At 67.6% G+C, this 16,322-nt stretch carries 11 protein-coding genes; 7 read left to right on the plus strand and 4 right to left on the minus strand.

Going from position 1 to position 16,322, the window contains the following annotated elements:
* The first annotated feature begins 21 nt into the window (after positions 1-21).
* From WS89_RS27735 to tssA, 6 genes are all read left to right on the plus strand, one after another.
* Positions 22-525: an Hcp family type VI secretion system effector gene (locus WS89_RS27735; protein WP_059449787.1), complete on the plus strand. Its 504-nt coding sequence runs from the start codon at positions 22-24 to the stop codon at positions 523-525.
* Positions 526-573: 48 nt separating this feature from the next.
* Positions 574-1,059 carry a type VI secretion system baseplate subunit TssE gene (gene tssE / locus WS89_RS27740; protein WP_059499709.1) on the plus strand — a complete coding sequence of 162 codons (486 nt, stop codon included), beginning with the start codon at positions 574-576 and terminating at the stop codon, positions 1,057-1,059.
* 76 nt (positions 1,060-1,135) lie between these two features.
* Positions 1,136-2,971: a type VI secretion system baseplate subunit TssF gene (tssF, locus tag WS89_RS27745; protein WP_059795184.1), complete on the plus strand. Its 1,836-nt coding sequence runs from the start codon at positions 1,136-1,138 to the stop codon at positions 2,969-2,971.
* Complete coding sequence (tssG, locus tag WS89_RS27750; protein ID WP_059499707.1) at positions 2,935-4,035, plus strand: type VI secretion system baseplate subunit TssG; 1,101 nt, start codon at positions 2,935-2,937, stop codon at positions 4,033-4,035. The genes tssF and tssG overlap by 37 nt, the downstream gene beginning before the upstream one ends.
* A gap of 39 nt (positions 4,036-4,074) precedes the next feature.
* Positions 4,075-6,744 carry a type VI secretion system ATPase TssH gene (gene tssH / locus WS89_RS27755; RefSeq protein ID WP_059795186.1) on the plus strand — a complete coding sequence of 890 codons (2,670 nt, stop codon included), beginning with the start codon at positions 4,075-4,077 and terminating at the stop codon, positions 6,742-6,744.
* A gap of 42 nt (positions 6,745-6,786) precedes the next feature.
* Complete coding sequence (gene tssA, locus WS89_RS27760; RefSeq protein ID WP_059795190.1) at positions 6,787-7,908, plus strand: type VI secretion system protein TssA; 1,122 nt, start codon at positions 6,787-6,789, stop codon at positions 7,906-7,908.
* A 90-nt stretch (positions 7,909-7,998) separates the two neighbouring features.
* Here the strand turns inward: tssA and WS89_RS27765 are convergent, their stop codons facing one another.
* The 4 genes from WS89_RS27765 to WS89_RS27780 all read right to left on the minus strand — a co-directional run bounded on the left by WS89_RS27765 (position 7,999) and on the right by WS89_RS27780 (position 15,076).
* Positions 7,999-8,949 carry an OmpA family protein gene (locus WS89_RS27765; RefSeq protein WP_059795194.1) on the minus strand — a complete coding sequence of 317 codons (951 nt, stop codon included), beginning with the start codon at positions 8,947-8,949 and terminating at the stop codon, positions 7,999-8,001.
* A 4-nt stretch (positions 8,950-8,953) separates the two neighbouring features.
* Positions 8,954-9,943, minus strand: a complete 990-nt coding sequence (gene tagF, locus WS89_RS27770; protein WP_034209805.1) for a type VI secretion system-associated protein TagF — start codon at positions 9,941-9,943, stop codon at positions 8,954-8,956.
* Positions 9,940-13,929, minus strand: coding sequence for a type VI secretion system membrane subunit TssM (gene tssM / locus WS89_RS27775; RefSeq protein ID WP_059795196.1), 3,990 nt, complete (start codon positions 13,927-13,929; stop codon positions 9,940-9,942). Before tssM ends, tagF begins: the two co-directional genes overlap by 4 nt.
* 301 nt (positions 13,930-14,230) lie before the next feature.
* A complete protein-coding gene (locus WS89_RS27780; protein WP_027783396.1) occupies positions 14,231-15,076 on the minus strand; it encodes a M15 family metallopeptidase in 846 nt (281 codons plus the stop codon).
* 121 nt (positions 15,077-15,197) lie between these two features.
* On the opposite strand from WS89_RS27780, the gene WS89_RS27785 reads away from it, so the two are divergent.
* Positions 15,198-16,166, plus strand: coding sequence for a hypothetical protein (locus WS89_RS27785; protein WP_059795200.1), 969 nt, complete (start codon positions 15,198-15,200; stop codon positions 16,164-16,166).
* The last annotated feature ends 156 nt before the right edge of the window (positions 16,167-16,322 follow it).

Here is a 16,322-nt window from a genome sequence, read left to right on the forward strand (position 1 = left end):
TCTTTGGGGAGTCGAAGGGCCATGTTACATATGCACTTGCAGTTTGGTAGTCCCGCGGTGAAGGGCGAGTCCGCGGACAAAGACCATCAGGGCTGGATCGAACTGAAATCGTGGGATCACTCGATCGTTCAGCCGCGTTCGGCAACCGCATCGACCGCTGGCGGTCACACGATGACGCGTTGCGAGCACGGCGACATGATCTTCACGAAGGAAATCGATTCGTCGAGCCCGCTGCTGTATCAGCACGCTTCGGGCGGTACCACGTTCGACGAAGTGACGGTCCATTTCTCGCGCGCGGACGGTGAAGGCAAGCGCGTGCAGTATCTGGAAGTCAAGCTCAAGTACGTGATCATCTCGAGCATCGCACCGAGCGTTCGCGAGGAAGGTCTGCCGATCGAGACGTTCTCGCTGAAATACGCAGCCGTGCAGTGGAAGCAAACCCAGCAGAAGATCGGCGGCAACCAGGGCGGCAACACGCAAGGCGCCTGGAGCCTGACGAAGAACGACAAGACCTACGCGGTCTAAGGTCGGTTGCGGCAACGGGGCGCGTCGCGTCCCGTTGCCGTTTTCGTCATGAAACGATTCGAACCCAGTTTTCTCGACAAGCTGTTCGACGACGAACCGCATCTGCCCGCAGCGGCGGCGATGCGGCAATTGTCGCTGGACGAGCTCAAGAATACGGTCGCCCGCGACGTCGAGGCGATCCTCAACACCCGTATCGCGCACACCGAGGACGAGCTGGCCGCACTGCCGGAATGCCAGAAATCGGTGCTGACCTACGGACTGAACGATTTCGCGGGGCTGAGCCTCGCGAGCCACTACGATCGCGCGTTCATCTGCAAGTCGATCCAGCAGGCCATCGCGCGCCACGAGCCGCGCCTGCAGCAGGTGCAGGTGACGTTCGAGCTGAACGAGCAGGCCACCAACGCGCTCTACTTCGCGATCCAGGCACTGCTCGTCGTGCACCCGGCCGAGGAGCCGGTGAGTTTCGACGCGATGTTGCAACCGTCGACGCTGCAATATTCGGTCACGCGCGCACGCGCGGCACGAATGCAGTAAATCAAGCCGCCGAGCGGGCCGGACCGCCCGGTGGTCGATCAGGTCCGGCATGAAACATTGAGGTTCGGGGTCGTCGATGGAAGAGTTGCTGCCGTATTACGAACGCGAATTATCGTTTTTGCGGCGCTATTCGCGAGATTTCGCCGAACGCTATCCGAAGATCGCCGCGCGCCTCGCGCTGTCCGGCGAGCATTGCGAGGATCCGCACGTCGAGCGGATGATCGAATCGTTCGCGCTGCTCGGCGCGCGCATCAACAAGAAGCTCGACGACGACTACCCCGAATTCACCGAAGCGCTGCTGGAAGTGCTGTATCCGCACTACCTGCGGCCGTTTCCGTCCTGCTCGATCGCGCAGTTCACGCCGGCTTCGCCCGGCCAGCAGACCGAACCGGTCGTGGTCGATCGCGGCACCGAGCTGAAGAGCCGCCCGATCCGCGGCGTGCAATGCCGGTTCCGCACCGCCTACGACGTGACGCTCGCGCCGATCCGCATCTCGGAGGCGCGCTATACGCCGGTCGCGCTCGCGCCGAGCGCGACGGTGCTGCCGTCGAACGCGACGGGCGTGATCTCGATCACGTTCGAATCGCTCGCCGCGCAGCTCGATCTCGGCGCGCTGAAGGTGTCGACGCTGCGTGCGCATCTGCACGGCGAGCAGTCGTTCGTCGCCGCGCTGACCGACTGCCTGTTCGTCAACGTGCTCGGCGCGTACGTCGAGCCCGAACGCAACGGCCGCTGGACCGCGCTGCGCAAGCTGCCGATCGCGCAGGCCGGCTTCGCCGAGGACGACGCGCTGATCGACTATCCGGCGAAATCGCATCCCGCGTACCGGCTGCTTACCGAATACTTCGCGTTCCCCGACAAGTTCGATTTCGTCGACTTCGACCTCGCGGCGATCGCACGCGCGGCCGGCCGCTGCCAGCGCGCGACGCTGCATCTGGTACTGCAGGACGTGCGCAGCGATTCGCACGTCGCGCGCCTGCTCGAGCTGCTGACGGCGAGCCATTTCCGGCTGTTCTGCACGCCCATCGTCAACCTGTTCCGCCAGCACGGCGAGCCGATCCGCATCACGCACCGCGCGGTGTCGTATCCGGTGATCGCCGAGGCGCGGCGCGCGTTCGCGTACGAGGTGTATTCGATCGATTCGGTGAAGCTCGTCCGGCAGCAGGCGCACGAGGAATCGGTGATCGAGTTCCGGCCGTTCTATTCGCTGCATCACGGCGAATCGGCGCGGATCGGTCATTACTGGTTCGCGCGCCGCAACGACTGGGTCGCGCAGAAAAGCCCCGGCTACGAAACCGAGATTTCGATCGTCGACATCGACTTCGAGCCGACGTCGCCGCAGACCGACACGCTGAGCCTCGACCTCACCTGCACGAACCGCGACCTGCCGGCGATGCTGGCGTTCGGCCTCGAAGGCGGCGACCTGTTCCAGGAAGGCGGCGCGCAGACGAGCGGCATCTCGCTGCTGCGCCGCCCGACGCAAAGCGTGCGCTTCGAGCGCGGCCGCGCCGCGCACTGGCGGCTCGTGTCGCACCTCGCGCTCAACCACGTGTCGCTCGTCGCGCACGGCCTCGCGCCGCTGAAGGAAATGCTGACGCTGTACGACCTGCGACGCACCGCCGTGTCAATGCGCCAGATCGACGGCCTCGCCGGCATCGAGCAGCGCGGCGCCGTGCAGTGGCTGCCCGGCAAGCCGTTCGCGACATTCGTGCGCGGCATCGAGATCCGGCTGACGATCGACGAGGAACACTTCGTCGGCGCGAGCCTCGCGTCGTTCGTGCGCGTGCTCGACAGCTTCTTCGGGCTGTACGTCCACCTCAACAGTTTCGTTCAATTGGTCGTCGTGTCGAAGCGCACCGGCGAGGAGATCATTCGATGCAAGCCCCGAACCGGCGAATCGATCCTGGCGTAGTCGACGCGCTGCTCGACGAGCCGCATCGCTTCGAATTCTTCCAGGCGGTGCGCGTGCTCGAAGGGCTGTTCGCGCGGCAGGCGTCGGATGCGCCCGGCGCGTGGCGGCAGGGCGACGTGGTCGCGCAGCGCATCGCATTCCGCAACACGCTGTCGCTCGGCTTCCCGCCGAGCGAGATCGAGGGCGCGCGTTCGTACGACGACGACGGCACGCCGCTGAACTCGGACGAGCAGCGCGACACCGCACTGGCCGCCGGCGAGCTCGGCCGCGTCGAGCTGACGCCCGCGTTCTTCGGGCTGCTCGGCGGGCAGGGCGCGCTGCCGCTGCACTACACCGAGCAGATCGTCGCGCGCGAGCATCTGAGGCGCGACCACGCGGCGCGCGCGTTCTTCGACGTGTTCTCGAACCGCGCGACCGCGCTGTTCTATGCGGCGTGGAAGAAATACCGGCTGCCGTTCCATTACGAACTCGACCGCGACGAGCGCTACCTGCCGCTGCTGCTCGCGATCGCCGGCGTGCCGAGCGACGAGGTGCGCGACAGTCTCGCCGCCGGCCCGGGCGGCGTGCTCGACGAGGCCGTGGCCGGCTACGCGCTGGCCGCGCGGCACCGGCCGATGTCGGCGGCTTACCTGCAGCGCACGCTGTCCGATTACTTCCGCGTGCCGGTGAAGATCGACCAGTTCGTCGGCAAGTGGTACGACGTGCCGCCCGATCAACTGAGCGTGCTCGGCGAAGTCAACGCGGTGCTCGGCGCGACGGCGCTCGTCGGCGAGCGCGTGTGGCAGCGCGACATGCGTGCACGGATCGTCGTCGGCCCGCTGTCCAAGCGCGATTACGAGGCGTTCCTGCCCGGCGGCGCGCACGCCGTCGCGCTCGAGCGGATGCTGACGCTGCTCGCCGGCGTCACGCTCGAGTACGAGGTGAGGCTCGTGCTGAAGCGCACGGAAGTCGGCGCGAGCATGCTCGGTGTGGGCTCGCGGCTCGGCTGGGATGCGTTCCTCTGCACGCGCGACGCCGCCGAAGACCGCTCCGACGCCCGCTACGAGCTGCACGTGATTCACTGACCCTGACAACAACAAGCAATCGAACCTGAGATCGACGCCATGAGCACGCCTCTGAAGACCCTGATCACGAAACTGAACCCGCTGTGCCGCCACGCGACCGAGCGCGCGGCGAGCGCGTGCCTGGCGCGCGGCCACTACGAGGTCGATCTGGAGCACCTGTTCCTCGCGTTGCTCGACGAAGCGACGGGCGACCTGCCGCTCGCATTGCGCGCGAGCCGCGTCGACCCGCATGCGCTGCATGCCGATCTCGAACGCGAGCTGACGCGCCTGAAGACGGGCAACACGCGCACGCCGGTGTTCTCCGTGCATCTGATCGCGCTGTTCGAGCAGGCGTGGCTGATCGCGTCGCTCGATTCGCAGCTCGGTCGCATTCGCTCGGGGCACCTGCTGCTCGCGCTGCTGACCGCGCCCGATCTCGCGCAGTTCGCGCAACGGATGTCGTCGCGGTTCGCGGAAATGAACGTGACGGACCTGAAGCACAAGTTCGACGAAATCATGGCCGGTTCGAGCGAAGCCGAGCCGCGTCAGGCGGATGAAGACGGCAGCGACGTCGCGCCGGCCGCCGACGGCATGGCGCCCGCGGCCGGCCCGTCGAAGACGCCCGCGCTCGATACGTACACGACCAACCTCACGCAGCGCGCGCGCGACGGCAAGATCGACCCGGTGATCGGCCGCGAAGCGGAGATCCGCCAGGCGATCGACATCCTGATGCGCCGCCGCCAGAACAACCCGATCATGACCGGCGAGGCCGGCGTCGGCAAAACGGCGGTCGTCGAGGGGCTCGCGCTGCGGATCGCGGCCGACGACGTGCCGCCGCCGTTGCGCGGCGTCGCGCTGCACGTGCTCGACATGGGGCTGCTGCAGGCCGGCGCGAGCGTGAAGGGCGAGTTCGAGAACCGCCTGAAGAGCGTGATCGACGAAGTGAAGAAGAGCGCGCATCCGATCATCCTGTTCATCGACGAGGCGCACACGATCATCGGCGCGGGCGGCCAGGCCGGCCAGAACGACGCGGCGAACCTGCTGAAGCCGGCGCTCGCGCGCGGCGAGCTGCGCACGATCGCCGCGACGACGTGGAGCGAATACAAGAAGTACTTCGAGAAGGATGCGGCGCTCGTGCGGCGCTTCCAGGTCGTGAAGGTCGAGGAGCCGAGCGAGCCGCTGGCCGCGGCGATGCTGCGCGGGATGTCGGGCCTGATGGAGAAGCATTTCGACGTGCGGATTCTCGACGACGCGATCACCGAGGCCGTGCGCCTGTCGCACCGCTACATCAGCGGCCGCCAGTTGCCGGACAAGGCGATCAGCGTGCTCGACACCGCGTGCGCGAAGGTCGCGCTCGCGCACAGCGCGACGCCGGCGGCGATCGACGATACCAGGAAGCGCATCGAGCGTATCGATGCGGAAATCGCGTCGCTGGAGCGCGAGGCGGCGGGCGGGGCGGTGCACGACGAGCGGCTCGGCGAGCTGCGCGGCGCGCGCGACACGGCGCTCGAACAACTGGCGAAGGACGAAGAACGCTACGAAGCCGAGCGCGCGATCGTCGCCGAGATCACCGAACTGCGCGACGCGCTCGACCGCGCGCGCGGCCCGTCGGAAGACGGCCAGCCGGTCGACGTGCAGGCCACCCGCGACAAGCTCGCCGAACGCGTCGCGGCGTTGCATGCGCTGCAGGGCGGCGAGCCGATGGTGCCGCTGCAGGTCGACGGCCACGTGGTCGCCGAGATCGTCGCCGCGTGGACGGGCATTCCGCTCGGCCGGATGGTGAAGGACGAGATCGACACCGTGCTGAACCTGCAGCCGCTGCTCGCCGCGCGCGTGATCGGCCAGGATCATGCGCTGGAGGCGATCGCGCAGCGCGTGCGCACCGCGACCGCGAACCTCGAGGATCCGAACAAGCCGCGCGGCGTGTTCATGTTCGTCGGGCCGTCGGGCGTCGGCAAGACCGAGACGGCGCTGGCGCTGGCCGACATCCTGTATGGCGGCGAGCGCAAGATGGTCACGATCAACATGAGCGAGTACCAGGAAGCGCACAGCGTGTCCGGCCTGAAGGGTTCGCCGCCGGGCTACGTCGGTTACGGCGAAGGCGGCGTGCTGACCGAGGCCGTGCGCCGCAATCCGTATTCCGTCGTGCTGCTCGACGAGGTCGAGAAGGCGCACCCGGATGTGCTCGAAATGTTCTTCCAGGTGTTCGACAAGGGCACGATGGACGATGCCGAAGGCCGCGAGATCGACTTCCGCAACACGCTGATCATCCTGACGTCGAACGTCGGCTCGGCCGCGGTGATGCAGGCCTGCCTGAACAAGCCGGCCGACGAATTGCCCGATCCGGACGCGCTCGCCGAGACGTTGCGTCCGCAACTGTACAAGACCTTCAAGCCGGCGTTCCTCGGCCGGATGAAGGTCGTGCCGTACTATCCGATTTCCGACGACGTGCTGGCCGAGATCATCGAGCTGAAGCTCGAGCGCATCCGCCGCCGGATCGAGACGAACCACAAGGCCGCGTTCGAATGGGACGAGTCGCTCGTCGAGGCGGTGCTCGCGCGCTGCACCGAGGTCGACTCGGGCGCCCGCAACGTCGACCACATCCTGAACGGCACGCTGCTGCCGGAGATCGCGGGCCACGTGCTCGGCCGGATCGCCGACGGCGCGGCCATCGCGCGCATCGCGGTGCACGCGGACGAGGCCGGCGAATTCGCGTACACCGTCGAATGAGCGCGGCCGCGCCCAGTCAAGCATTGATGAACTGACCGAACCATGCCGATCAATCTCCCCGAGCTGCTGACGCCGATCAGCGAGGCGTCGCCCAGCGGCGACGACTTGCTGTTTTCGAACGAATTCGACGCGATCCAGGACGCGCGGCGCTATGACGACCCGACGCTCGACCAGGGCGAATGGGTGACCGAGATCAAGGAGGCCGACTGGGGCTTCGTCGTCGATCATGCGGGCGAGCTGCTGCGCACGCGCACGAAGGACCTGCGGCTCGCCGTATGGCTGACCGAGGCGCTCGCGCTGGAGGACGGCATCACGGGTCTCACCGAAGGCTATGCGCTGCTCGAAGGCCTGTGCCGCGAGTTCTGGGACACGTTCCACCCGCTGCCCGAGGACGACGACATCGAGCACCGGCTCGGCAACGTCGCGTGGCTGTCCGGCCGCACGGCCGAGTTGCTGCGCGCGGTGCCGCTGACGGACGGCGCATCGAATGCGTTCAGTACGCTCGACTGGGAAGTCGCGCAGCACGTCGCGCAGTCGATCAAGCGCGACCCGGACCACGCGGACGACATCGCGCGCGGCAAGCCGTCGATCGAGCAGATCGACGCGTCGCGGCGCATGACGTCGATCGCGTTCTACACGGCGCTGCTGGCGAACCTGAAGGCGTTCGAATTCGCGCTCGATGCGTTCGAGGAGCGGCTCGTCGAGCGCGCGGGCGATTCGGCGCCGAGCTTCCGGCAGGCGCGCGACGCGTTCGAGACCGTGTACCGGCTCGCCGAGCGCTTTGCGCGCGAACAGGGCTATACGGGCAGCGCGCCGCACGCGCAGGTAGCGCCGCAGGCCCAGCCCGAGCGCATCGAGCCGGTGTTCGGCCAGCCGATCCAGACCGAGGAGACTCACGTGCCGCAGCAGACCGCTTCGCGTCCTCCGGCGACGCCGATGATCGCCGGCATCCAGAACCGTGCGCAGGCGGTCGATCAGTTGCGCGCGGTGGCGCGCTATTTCCGCCAGACCGAGCCGCACAGCCCGGTCGCGTATCTCGCCGACAAGGCGGCCGAATGGGCCGACATGCCGCTGCACAAGTGGCTCGAGAGCGTCGTGAAGGACGACGGCTCGCTGTCGCACATTCGCGAGCTGCTGGGCGTGCGGCCCGACGAGCAGTCGTAAACGCGGGACGGGCGGCGCATTGCTGCCGCCGCCCGTCGTGTGCCGCGCCGTGCCGCGTCGCCGTCGCGCGAGCGGCCGGCCGGTTTCCCGTTACTGCCCGACGCGGAATTCGATCCGCCGGTTCCGCGCCCGTCCGTCCGCCGTATCGTTCGGCGCGATCGGCTGATCCGGCCCGACGCCCGTCGTCGTCATCTGCTGCGGCGGAATGCTCTTCGTGATCAGGTAGCCCTTCACCGCATCCGCGCGCGCCTGGCTCAGCGCGATGTTCGACGTCCGGTTCCCCGAGTTGTCGGTGTGGCCGATGATGTCGACCGTACGGTTCGGCATCTTCGCGAGCGCGGCCGCCATCTGGTCGAGGATCAGCTTGCCCTGCGGCGTCAGCGTCGCGCTGCCGGTCTCGAACTCGATCGTCCGGTTCGCGAGCGTCTGATCGAGCACGCCCTGTTCGGACGCGGACACGCGCAGCCCGTTCTTGATCGTGTACGTCGGGTTCAGCGTGTTCGCCATGTCGCTCGCGAGCTGCTGGCGCTGCGCCTCGTTGTGCACCTCGCCCTTCATCTCGATCTGCGTGCCGTTGATTCTCAACTGGCCCTTGCTGATCTGCTTGAGCTGCGCGCCGAGCAGCTTCTGCACGTTCGCGCTCCAGTTCGGCGGCGTCGCGACGTCGCCGACCTCGATCTGGTCGACGACGTTCGTCGCGCCGTAGGTGTCGCGCAGCTTCTGCAGCACGGCTGCCTTGGTCGCTTCGTCGGGCACCTTGCCGCCGACGACCACCTGGCCGGGCGTCGCGTTCGCGGGCGGCGGCGCGATCGTGCCGGCGGTGCCGTGTACCGCCGTACCGGACGCGCCGCCGGCGTTCGGGTTGGCCTGCTGCAGCGCGGTCGTCGCGACCGTGCCGTTGCCGACCGGCGTGACGGTCGCGCCCGTGTTCTGCGCGAAGGCCGCGCCGCTCGCGACGAGGCCGGCCGCGAACAGTGCGGCGAGGGCGGGCGAGACGGCGGCCGACAGGCGCGCGCGCCGGACCTGAATCGTGCGATGCATGCCGTCAGCCTCCGATGAACGCTTCGCGGAACGCGTCGATGGCGACGCGCAGCGAGAGTTGCGGTTGGTCGAGGTAGCTGACGAGCTTGCTGATCTGCTGATCGTTTTGCGCATGGGCGTCGATCCACTCGGGATCGTCGATGTCGATGTTGTGGGCGGCGTAGGTCTGCGGGTCGACGACGCTCAGCAGCGTTTTCGCCGACGCACCGTTGAAGCCGATGATGAGCCGTTCGCGTTCGGCGATCGTGCCGATGAAGATCGCGAGCTCGAAGTCGGCCTGCGCGACGAACGGTGCGATCAGCTCGAGCCAGAACGCGGCGACGAGGCTGCGGTAGAACGGATCGACCGGCAGCGGCAGCGTGAGGCCGCGCTCGATGTGCGACGAGCCGCTCTGCATCACCGGCCGCAGCAGCGAGCCGAGCGCGAGCATCGCGCCGCGCAGCCGCACCGGATGACCGCTTTCGAGCAGCATCTGCTGCAGGCCGTACAGCGACTGGTGTTCGACGAAATCGTTGAAGGTGCCGTCATGCGACGTACCCGGGCCGCCGATGTCGATCGGCACCTGGGTGTCGCCGAGCGCCTGCAGCGCGCCGGGCGGCTCGTCCTTGCCGAGCAGCGGCGGGATCTGCGCGGCGACGCGCGACCACAGCCGCGCGAACGCGAGCGGGCTGCGCGCGAGGAACGCGAGCGGCCGGTCGACCTCCAGCGCGGTGGCGCCGAGGAACGGGAAGCGGCGCATCGACACGTCGTGGCTCGCGACCATGTGGCCCGCGATCGCGAGCTTGCTGCGCGAGCCGAGGAACGCGAAATGCATCGGCTTCGCATCCTCGTAGACGATCTTCCAGCGCGGATCTTCCGCGAGCAGCTCCAGCGCCTGCGCGATCCAGCGATCGAGCGTCTGCAGCAACTGCGGATTGTGCGCGCTCTTCACGAAGTCGCCGCGCGACGGAATCTTGCCGAAGTAGGCGATTTGCGCCTGTACCGTTTGCGTCATTGCGCCCTCTGTGCATTCGTTGCGTTGGCGGCCGCGACGGCCGGCGCTGCGCCCGGCGTGCCGGTGGCGGACATGCCGGTAGCGGACATGCCGGTAGCGGACGTGCCGGTAGCGGACTGCGTCGCGTTCTGCGCGGCGCCCGCGCTCGCGTCGGCGACCGACGACGGCAGCTGCAGGCCGCGCAGGCTCTGTTGCTGCGGCTGGTCGCCGCCGCCGGCCGACGGTTGCGACGTGCTGATGATGCGCATCGTCACCGACACGTTCACGCTGCCCTGTGCCCACGTCAGGTCGAAGGTGCCGTCCGGACGGCGCTTGCGCTGCGCCGAGTTGATCAGCTTCTCGAGACCGTAGCGGCCCGGCTCGTTGACGAGCTGCACCGTGCGGCCGTCGAAGGTCGTTGCGGACAGCGTCGCGCCCGGCGAGCCTTGCGGGTTCGGCCACACGAAGTTGGTCCACTGCGGCGGCGTGTTGCGGTAGCGCAGTTGCTGGCCGTCGATCGCGATCGTGTATTCCGTCGTGCCCGTGCTCGGTTGCGGCAGGATCTGGAACACGGTCTGCGGCTCGGCCGACGCGGCCGCGCTGCCGGCGGCGCCGCCGGCGAGCGGCGCGACCCAGCGCGCGAAGCCGTTCGTGAACTCCGGCGTGAGCCCGATGCCCATGTCGCCCCACGTGCGGGCGGCGAGCGTGTCGCCGCGGCGCACCGCGAGCGGCCCGAGCGTCGTGCCGACGAACTTCGCGATCGAGCCGTCCGGACCGAACACCTGCGCGATCTCGCCGGCGCCGGCCTCGACCTTCGCGTTCGCCGCGAACGGGTACTTCGTCGCGAGCGAGCTCTGGAACGGCTGGTAGACCTGCGCGTTCCACACCTTGTTGACTTCGGCGCTGGCCGGCTGGATCACGACCGCGAACGCCTGCATCAGCGGCCGCACCAGCAGCGGGCGCAGCGACTTGCGTTGCGAATCGGTCAGACCCGTCAGCATCTGCTCGTCGACGAGCTTCAGCGAATCGGCGAGCTCCGAACCGCTGCCGTCGAGCGTCTGCTGCATCAGCTGGCGCGCGCCCGGGCCCGGGTCGCCCTGGTTCTTGATCACGTTGAAGCGCGTGCGGACCTTCGACAGCGACTCCATGTAGCCCTTCAGCATCGACGTGCCGTCATGCGTCGCGACGATCCGCGCGAGCCCGACGAACTCCTGGCCGATCGGGCCCATCGGCACCTCGGCCGGATTGCCGTTGATGTCGATGTTGGCCGCCGCCACCTGGCCGGCCTGCGAGCGCGAGAACAGTTGCTTGACCCAGTTCACGACGCCCGTCTGCGCCTTCTTGATCGTCACGTTCGCGAGCGACGGGTTGTCCCACGACGTCTGGTCGTACGCGGTCTCGAGGATCTTGCGGATCGGCGAATCCTGCGGGTCGCCGAGGCGGTTCATCCCGTCGACGGCCTGGCCGAAGCTGGTGAAGCCCTGTACCGCGATGCCCTGCATGAACTTCTGCCAGTGCTGCGCGTACTCGGTCTTGTACATGCCGACGAGCGTCTTCTGGATCTGCTCGGGGCTGCCCTCGAGCGTCAGGTCGTCCTGCGTCGACGTGTTGAGCACCCAGTCCTTCGCCTGCAGTTCCTTCGTCGCCGCATCGCGGATCGCCGGCTGCACGTAGTCGAACCACGCCTCGCGCGTGAACGTGCCCGGAATCGCATAGCTGCCGGCAACCAGCGACTGATTGCCGTCGCCGACGATGCGCGCGATGGTCATCGGCGCGAAGCGGGTCGATGCGCGGGCCTTGATTTCCTCGTAGACGCGCTGGCGGGCCGGCATGCCGCGCACCACGCGGCGCAGGTTCTCGCGGGTCTGGTCGACGAGCGCGAGGTTCGCGTCGATCATCGGCCAGTCGTTGTCGTTTACGCGCGACAGGTAGAACGAGATCATGCGCTCGGCGCTCCTGATCATCTCGTCGCGCGGCATGTTGCCGCGATTCGTCTCGAGCCAGCCGCGCCAGAAGCGGGCGAGCTGGTCGGTCAGGTGCGCCTGCTCGACGTGACGCTTGTCGGACAGCATCAGGTACGTCTTCAGCGCGTTGTACGCGTCCTGCACGTTGGTCGGCGACGCGTCGCTGTAGAGGCCGCCCTGCGGCGCGGCCGCCTGTTGCAGGGCGGCGGCCGGCGTGGCGCCCGACGCGGCCGGCACGGCGCCGGCCTGCGGGGCGGCGCCTGCCGCGTTCGTCGAGACCGGCAGCGTGCCGCCCTGCACGGCACCCGATTCGGGCGGGCGCGTCATCGGCACGAGCTGTTCGGGGTGCGCGTTCACGTCCTTCATGAACGACGCGAGGTTCTGCGACACCGGCGCCAGCAGGATCTGGCGCACGCCGTTGTAGTACTCGGTCAGCAGGTGCTGTTCGAGACGGTCGCCCTGGTACAGGCCGAGCGACACCGAAAGCGGCTTGTCGCGGCGGAACTGTTCGAGTTGCTCGATCCGGTCCTCGAGGATGTCCATCGCCTGCAGGCGCGACTGCAGGTCGTTGCGGCCCTGCTGCAGGCGCGTGACGTTGTCGAGGTCGGCCTGCACGTTCGCGACGAGCTGCTGGTTGCCGATCGTCGACCAGGTCCAGCCGCCGAGCGCGAGCGCGAGCGCCGCGACGAAGCCGAAGAAGGTCGCGTAGCGCAGCCGCGTCTTGGTCGGGCTCGCGAACTGGCGCACCGTCTGACGGTCCGCGAAGATCACCTTCGAGAACAGGTCGCGCAGGAAGAAGCCGTTCTTCGAGAACGCGCTGTGCGGTTTCGGCAGCGCGCTTCCGTCGAGGCCGAAGCGGTGCGCGATGCGCTGCGCGGCCGCGCTGTTGGTTTCGCCTTCCTGCAGCGCGCTGGTGAAGTAGAAGCCGCGGAAGATCGGCTTGTACTGGAACGGGTTGTTCTCGAACAGCGTCGCGAGGAACGCGCGCAGCGACGGCTTGATCGTCGAGAATTCGAGCGGGAAGCTCAATTGGCCCGGCGACAGCTGGTTGCCGCGCGACAGCGACAGCTGCGCGACGCTGATCTCCTTCAGCCCTTCGTAGAGCTCCTCGAAGTGCGTGTCGAACTGCGCGACGACGTCACGCTTGTCGTCGGGCTCGTAGGGCAGGGTGGCGCCCCACACGCGGTCGTACTCGTGCTTGTCGCTGCTGCTGAAGAATTCGGTGAAGCCGGTGATCAGGTCGGCCTTCGTGAACATCACGTAGACCGGCGCGAACACTTCCAGCTTTTCCGTCAGCTCCTGAACGCGCTGGCGGAGGTTTTTCGCGAGGTTGATCGCGAATTCGGGGCGGTTGCCGGTGAGTTCGGCGATGCTGGCCGTGACGATGATGCCGTTGATCGGCGCCTTCGGACGGTAGCGCTTGAGCAGCCCGAGGAAGCCGAGCCATTCGCTGCGGTCTTCCTCGTGCACCGAATAGCGGCCGGCCGTGTCGAGCAGGATCCCTTCGGTCGTGAAGAACCAGTCGCAGTTGCGCGTGCCGCCGATGCCGTGGATCACGGCGTTGTTCTTGTCCGCGAACGGGAACTGCAGGCCGGAATTGAGCACGGCGCTGCTCTTGCCCGCGGCCGGGTTGCCGATCACGATGTACCACGGCAGCTCGTACAGCGCGGAGCCGCCCGACACCTGGCCGATCTTCGACGTCTTGATCGTCTTCACCGCATCCGACAGGCGCGTGCGCAGCACGTCGAGGTCGGCCGTCTTCGCGTCCGGTGCGAGCGCGGCAGCGGCCGGTGCGGCGATCTTGCCGGTTTCCGCCTGCTCTTCCAGCACCTGGCCGAGCTGCTGGTTCGCGCGCTTCACGCGCCAGCGGCGCCACAGCGCGACGACGAGCCACAGCGCGAGGACCGCCGCGAACGCGAGCGCCGCCCACAGGAGCGGCAACTGCAGCATGTCGGCGACGATGAACAGGATGGCCGCTAGCGCGACGATCCCGACGATCGAGAGCGTACGCGGATGAGTCAGCACGTTGAGGATGCGTTGCATAGGACGTTCAGGTTCCGGTGCGATTCGGTGAGGCGACGCAGGCGCGCCGAGCGGCAAGGGTGGCGCCGCGATGTGTCGCCATGCTGTCAAACGGGATGAAGGAGGCTGGCATCAACGCGCTCGCGGCATCGGAGAAGGCGCGCGCATTAACGAAAGGACGCTGTGAGATTTAAAACGGAAGCGGCGGCCGGAAAAAATCGCGCACCGGAATGCCCGATCGTTTGCGCCGCTCAAATCGTTTCCTGCCGGGTGATTAAAAAGCCCCATGCCGCCCTCATTATTTCTTGTCCGGCAGCCCTGGCTAGCTGCCGCGTCCCAGTTTAAAACCGGGTTTATGGTATTCCACGTGCCCGAGATCCATCATTTTCCATCGGCCGCCCCAGGTCAGGCCGACTTGTTCGGCGACCTGGCCGTACAACTGATAGCCGCGCATCGCCCACGGATCTTTCTCGGAAATGACCAGCTTGCCGTCGCGCAGGAATGCATTATCGGCCGCCAGCCCGAATTGGTGATAACTCTGGAAGGCTGCCGCGTTGGTCACGTTGCTGCCCATCTGCGCCAGCCGGTTCTGCCGTTCCGGGCTCCGGTAACCTTCCAGCAACGCCATTTCATAACCGTGCTGTTCGTGCATGATCTTGTAGACCAGCAGCAAACGCGTACGGAAATCCGGGTCCAGCAGGTTCCAGTCGCGGCTCGCATCCTTCAGCGCCGGGCGGACCTGTTCGACCTCCTTGGTGGCGAAGACTTCCGGCGGCAGCGGCGGGGGCGGCACGAGTTGTTCGCCCTGCAGCAGCGCGGCGATTTTCTCGTCGGGCACGCGCGCCGTGTCGTCGTACTGGAATAATTGCCGGCCGCGTAACGCAATGGCGACCAATGGCGGCGTCGCAAGAATACCTGCCGATACCATAATCATCAAGCGCCGCCGAACCAGTAAATTTTGCACATCGCTTAATGCGCCGCGCGTCGCGCTTGCCGATTTAACAATCTGACTCCGCGTGCGTGCGGCGCGATCGTTCGCACGACGCGTAAGGCGGCCGTGAAACTGGGCGACGGATTCGAAAACGGTCGCGCGGATACCCGGTAAAAGCAACAGTGCCGCGACGGCGACGGCAAGGGCGAAATAGGCGACGAGTGCGACGGCAATCAACGAAATCCCCGGAAATTGGAATTGATTGTGTTTTGCAATGCTTGCTCTTAGAATCAGGCTGCTTCGAGAAGCCGGGCTATATTATCGCGGTGAATTAAACCAGGATTCAATGAGACGCTGAATGAGTGCGCCGGAAAATTCAAATTCGAAAACTCCGCCCAGCCTGCTGTCCGATACCAAACCGGCAGGCGAGGGAGGACCTCGGCAGTCGCGCATTCTCGCGGATCTGGAAGGGCGTGTCACGCCGCCCGCCGAGCCGCCGCGCCGTTCGCTGAAGGCGCCGATCGCCGCCGTGGTGGCGTTGGTCGTGGCCGTCGGCGGCTGGGGCGCGTGGCGCATGCAGCAGTCGTCGGGCGAGCGGCCCGCGGTCGTCGCGGCCGCGCCGGCACCCGCGGCGGCTGCGCCGGACAAGGCCGCACCGGCCAGCGGCGCCGCCGCGCAGGTCGCGCAGAACGGCGCATCCGCCGCGTCGGCCGTGCAACCGGCCACGATCGTCAACGACGATTCGGCGTCCCAGGCCGTTGCATCTGCTTCGACTGCGTCCGCGGACAACGGCCGTCTGTCGCGCGCGCTTGCCAACGGCGCCGACGACGCATCGGGCGCGGCCACGGCCGGCGCGGCCGCAACGGCGGCCGCCGCGGCGGCGACGGCCAGGACCGCGAAGGCCGACGCGTCGAAGGGCACGAAGGTCGCCGCGCACGGCAAGACCGACACGAAAGCCGAAGCGAAGGCCGAAGCCCGCAAGCATCGGAAGGAACAGCAGGCCGAGCTCGCGCAGGCGAAGAAGCGCCGCGACGCGACGCCGACCCGAACCGCGAAGGCGGCCGGGAAGGACGATCCGGATGCCGATCTGCTCGCGGCGCTCGTCGCGCGCACGAAGCCGGCCGACAAGAAACTCGCCGCGCAGAAGGCGCAGGCGGTGCCGACCAAGGCGGCGGCGGCGACCGGCGGCTCGCTGGCGTCGCGCGTGAAGGAGTGCTCGGAGCGCGGTTTCTTCGAGGATCAGCTGTGCCGCTGGCGCGTATGCGACGGCCACTGGGGCAAGGACCCCGCGTGCCCGAGCGCCGCGCAGTCGGAGACGCGGCAGTAACGCGTGCCGCGCACGCCGCGAGGTCTTTCCTGTCAGCGCCGCCCAATGGGCGGCGCGTTGTTTTTTGGGGCACGGAGCGACCGCCGGTATGATGCCGCGTGACGGTGTCACGAACGCGTCACGCCCGTCGGGCATACGTTTTCTTTCTTTTCCCGG

It is taken from the genome of Burkholderia sp. MSMB1072 (genome assembly GCF_001524725.1).
Lineage (GTDB): Bacteria > Pseudomonadota > Gammaproteobacteria > Burkholderiales > Burkholderiaceae > Burkholderia.

Coding starts and splice junctions, on each gene's coding strand:
- WS89_RS27735 (WP_059449787.1), top strand. CDS start 22: ATGTTACATATGCACTTGCAGTTTGGTAGTCCCGCGGTGAAGGGCGAG.
- tssE (WP_059499709.1), top strand. CDS start 574: ATGAAACGATTCGAACCCAGTTTTCTCGACAAGCTGTTCGACGACGAA.
- tssF (WP_059795184.1), top strand. CDS start 1,136: ATGGAAGAGTTGCTGCCGTATTACGAACGCGAATTATCGTTTTTGCGG.
- tssG (WP_059499707.1), top strand. CDS start 2,935: ATGCAAGCCCCGAACCGGCGAATCGATCCTGGCGTAGTCGACGCGCTG.
- tssH (WP_059795186.1), top strand. CDS start 4,075: ATGAGCACGCCTCTGAAGACCCTGATCACGAAACTGAACCCGCTGTGC.
- tssA (WP_059795190.1), top strand. CDS start 6,787: ATGCCGATCAATCTCCCCGAGCTGCTGACGCCGATCAGCGAGGCGTCG.
- WS89_RS27765 (WP_059795194.1), bottom strand. CDS start 8,949: ATGCATCGCACGATTCAGGTCCGGCGCGCGCGCCTGTCGGCCGCCGTC.
- tagF (WP_034209805.1), bottom strand. CDS start 9,943: ATGACGCAAACGGTACAGGCGCAAATCGCCTACTTCGGCAAGATTCCG.
- tssM (WP_059795196.1), bottom strand. CDS start 13,929: ATGCAACGCATCCTCAACGTGCTGACTCATCCGCGTACGCTCTCGATC.
- WS89_RS27785 (WP_059795200.1), top strand. CDS start 15,198: ATGAGTGCGCCGGAAAATTCAAATTCGAAAACTCCGCCCAGCCTGCTG.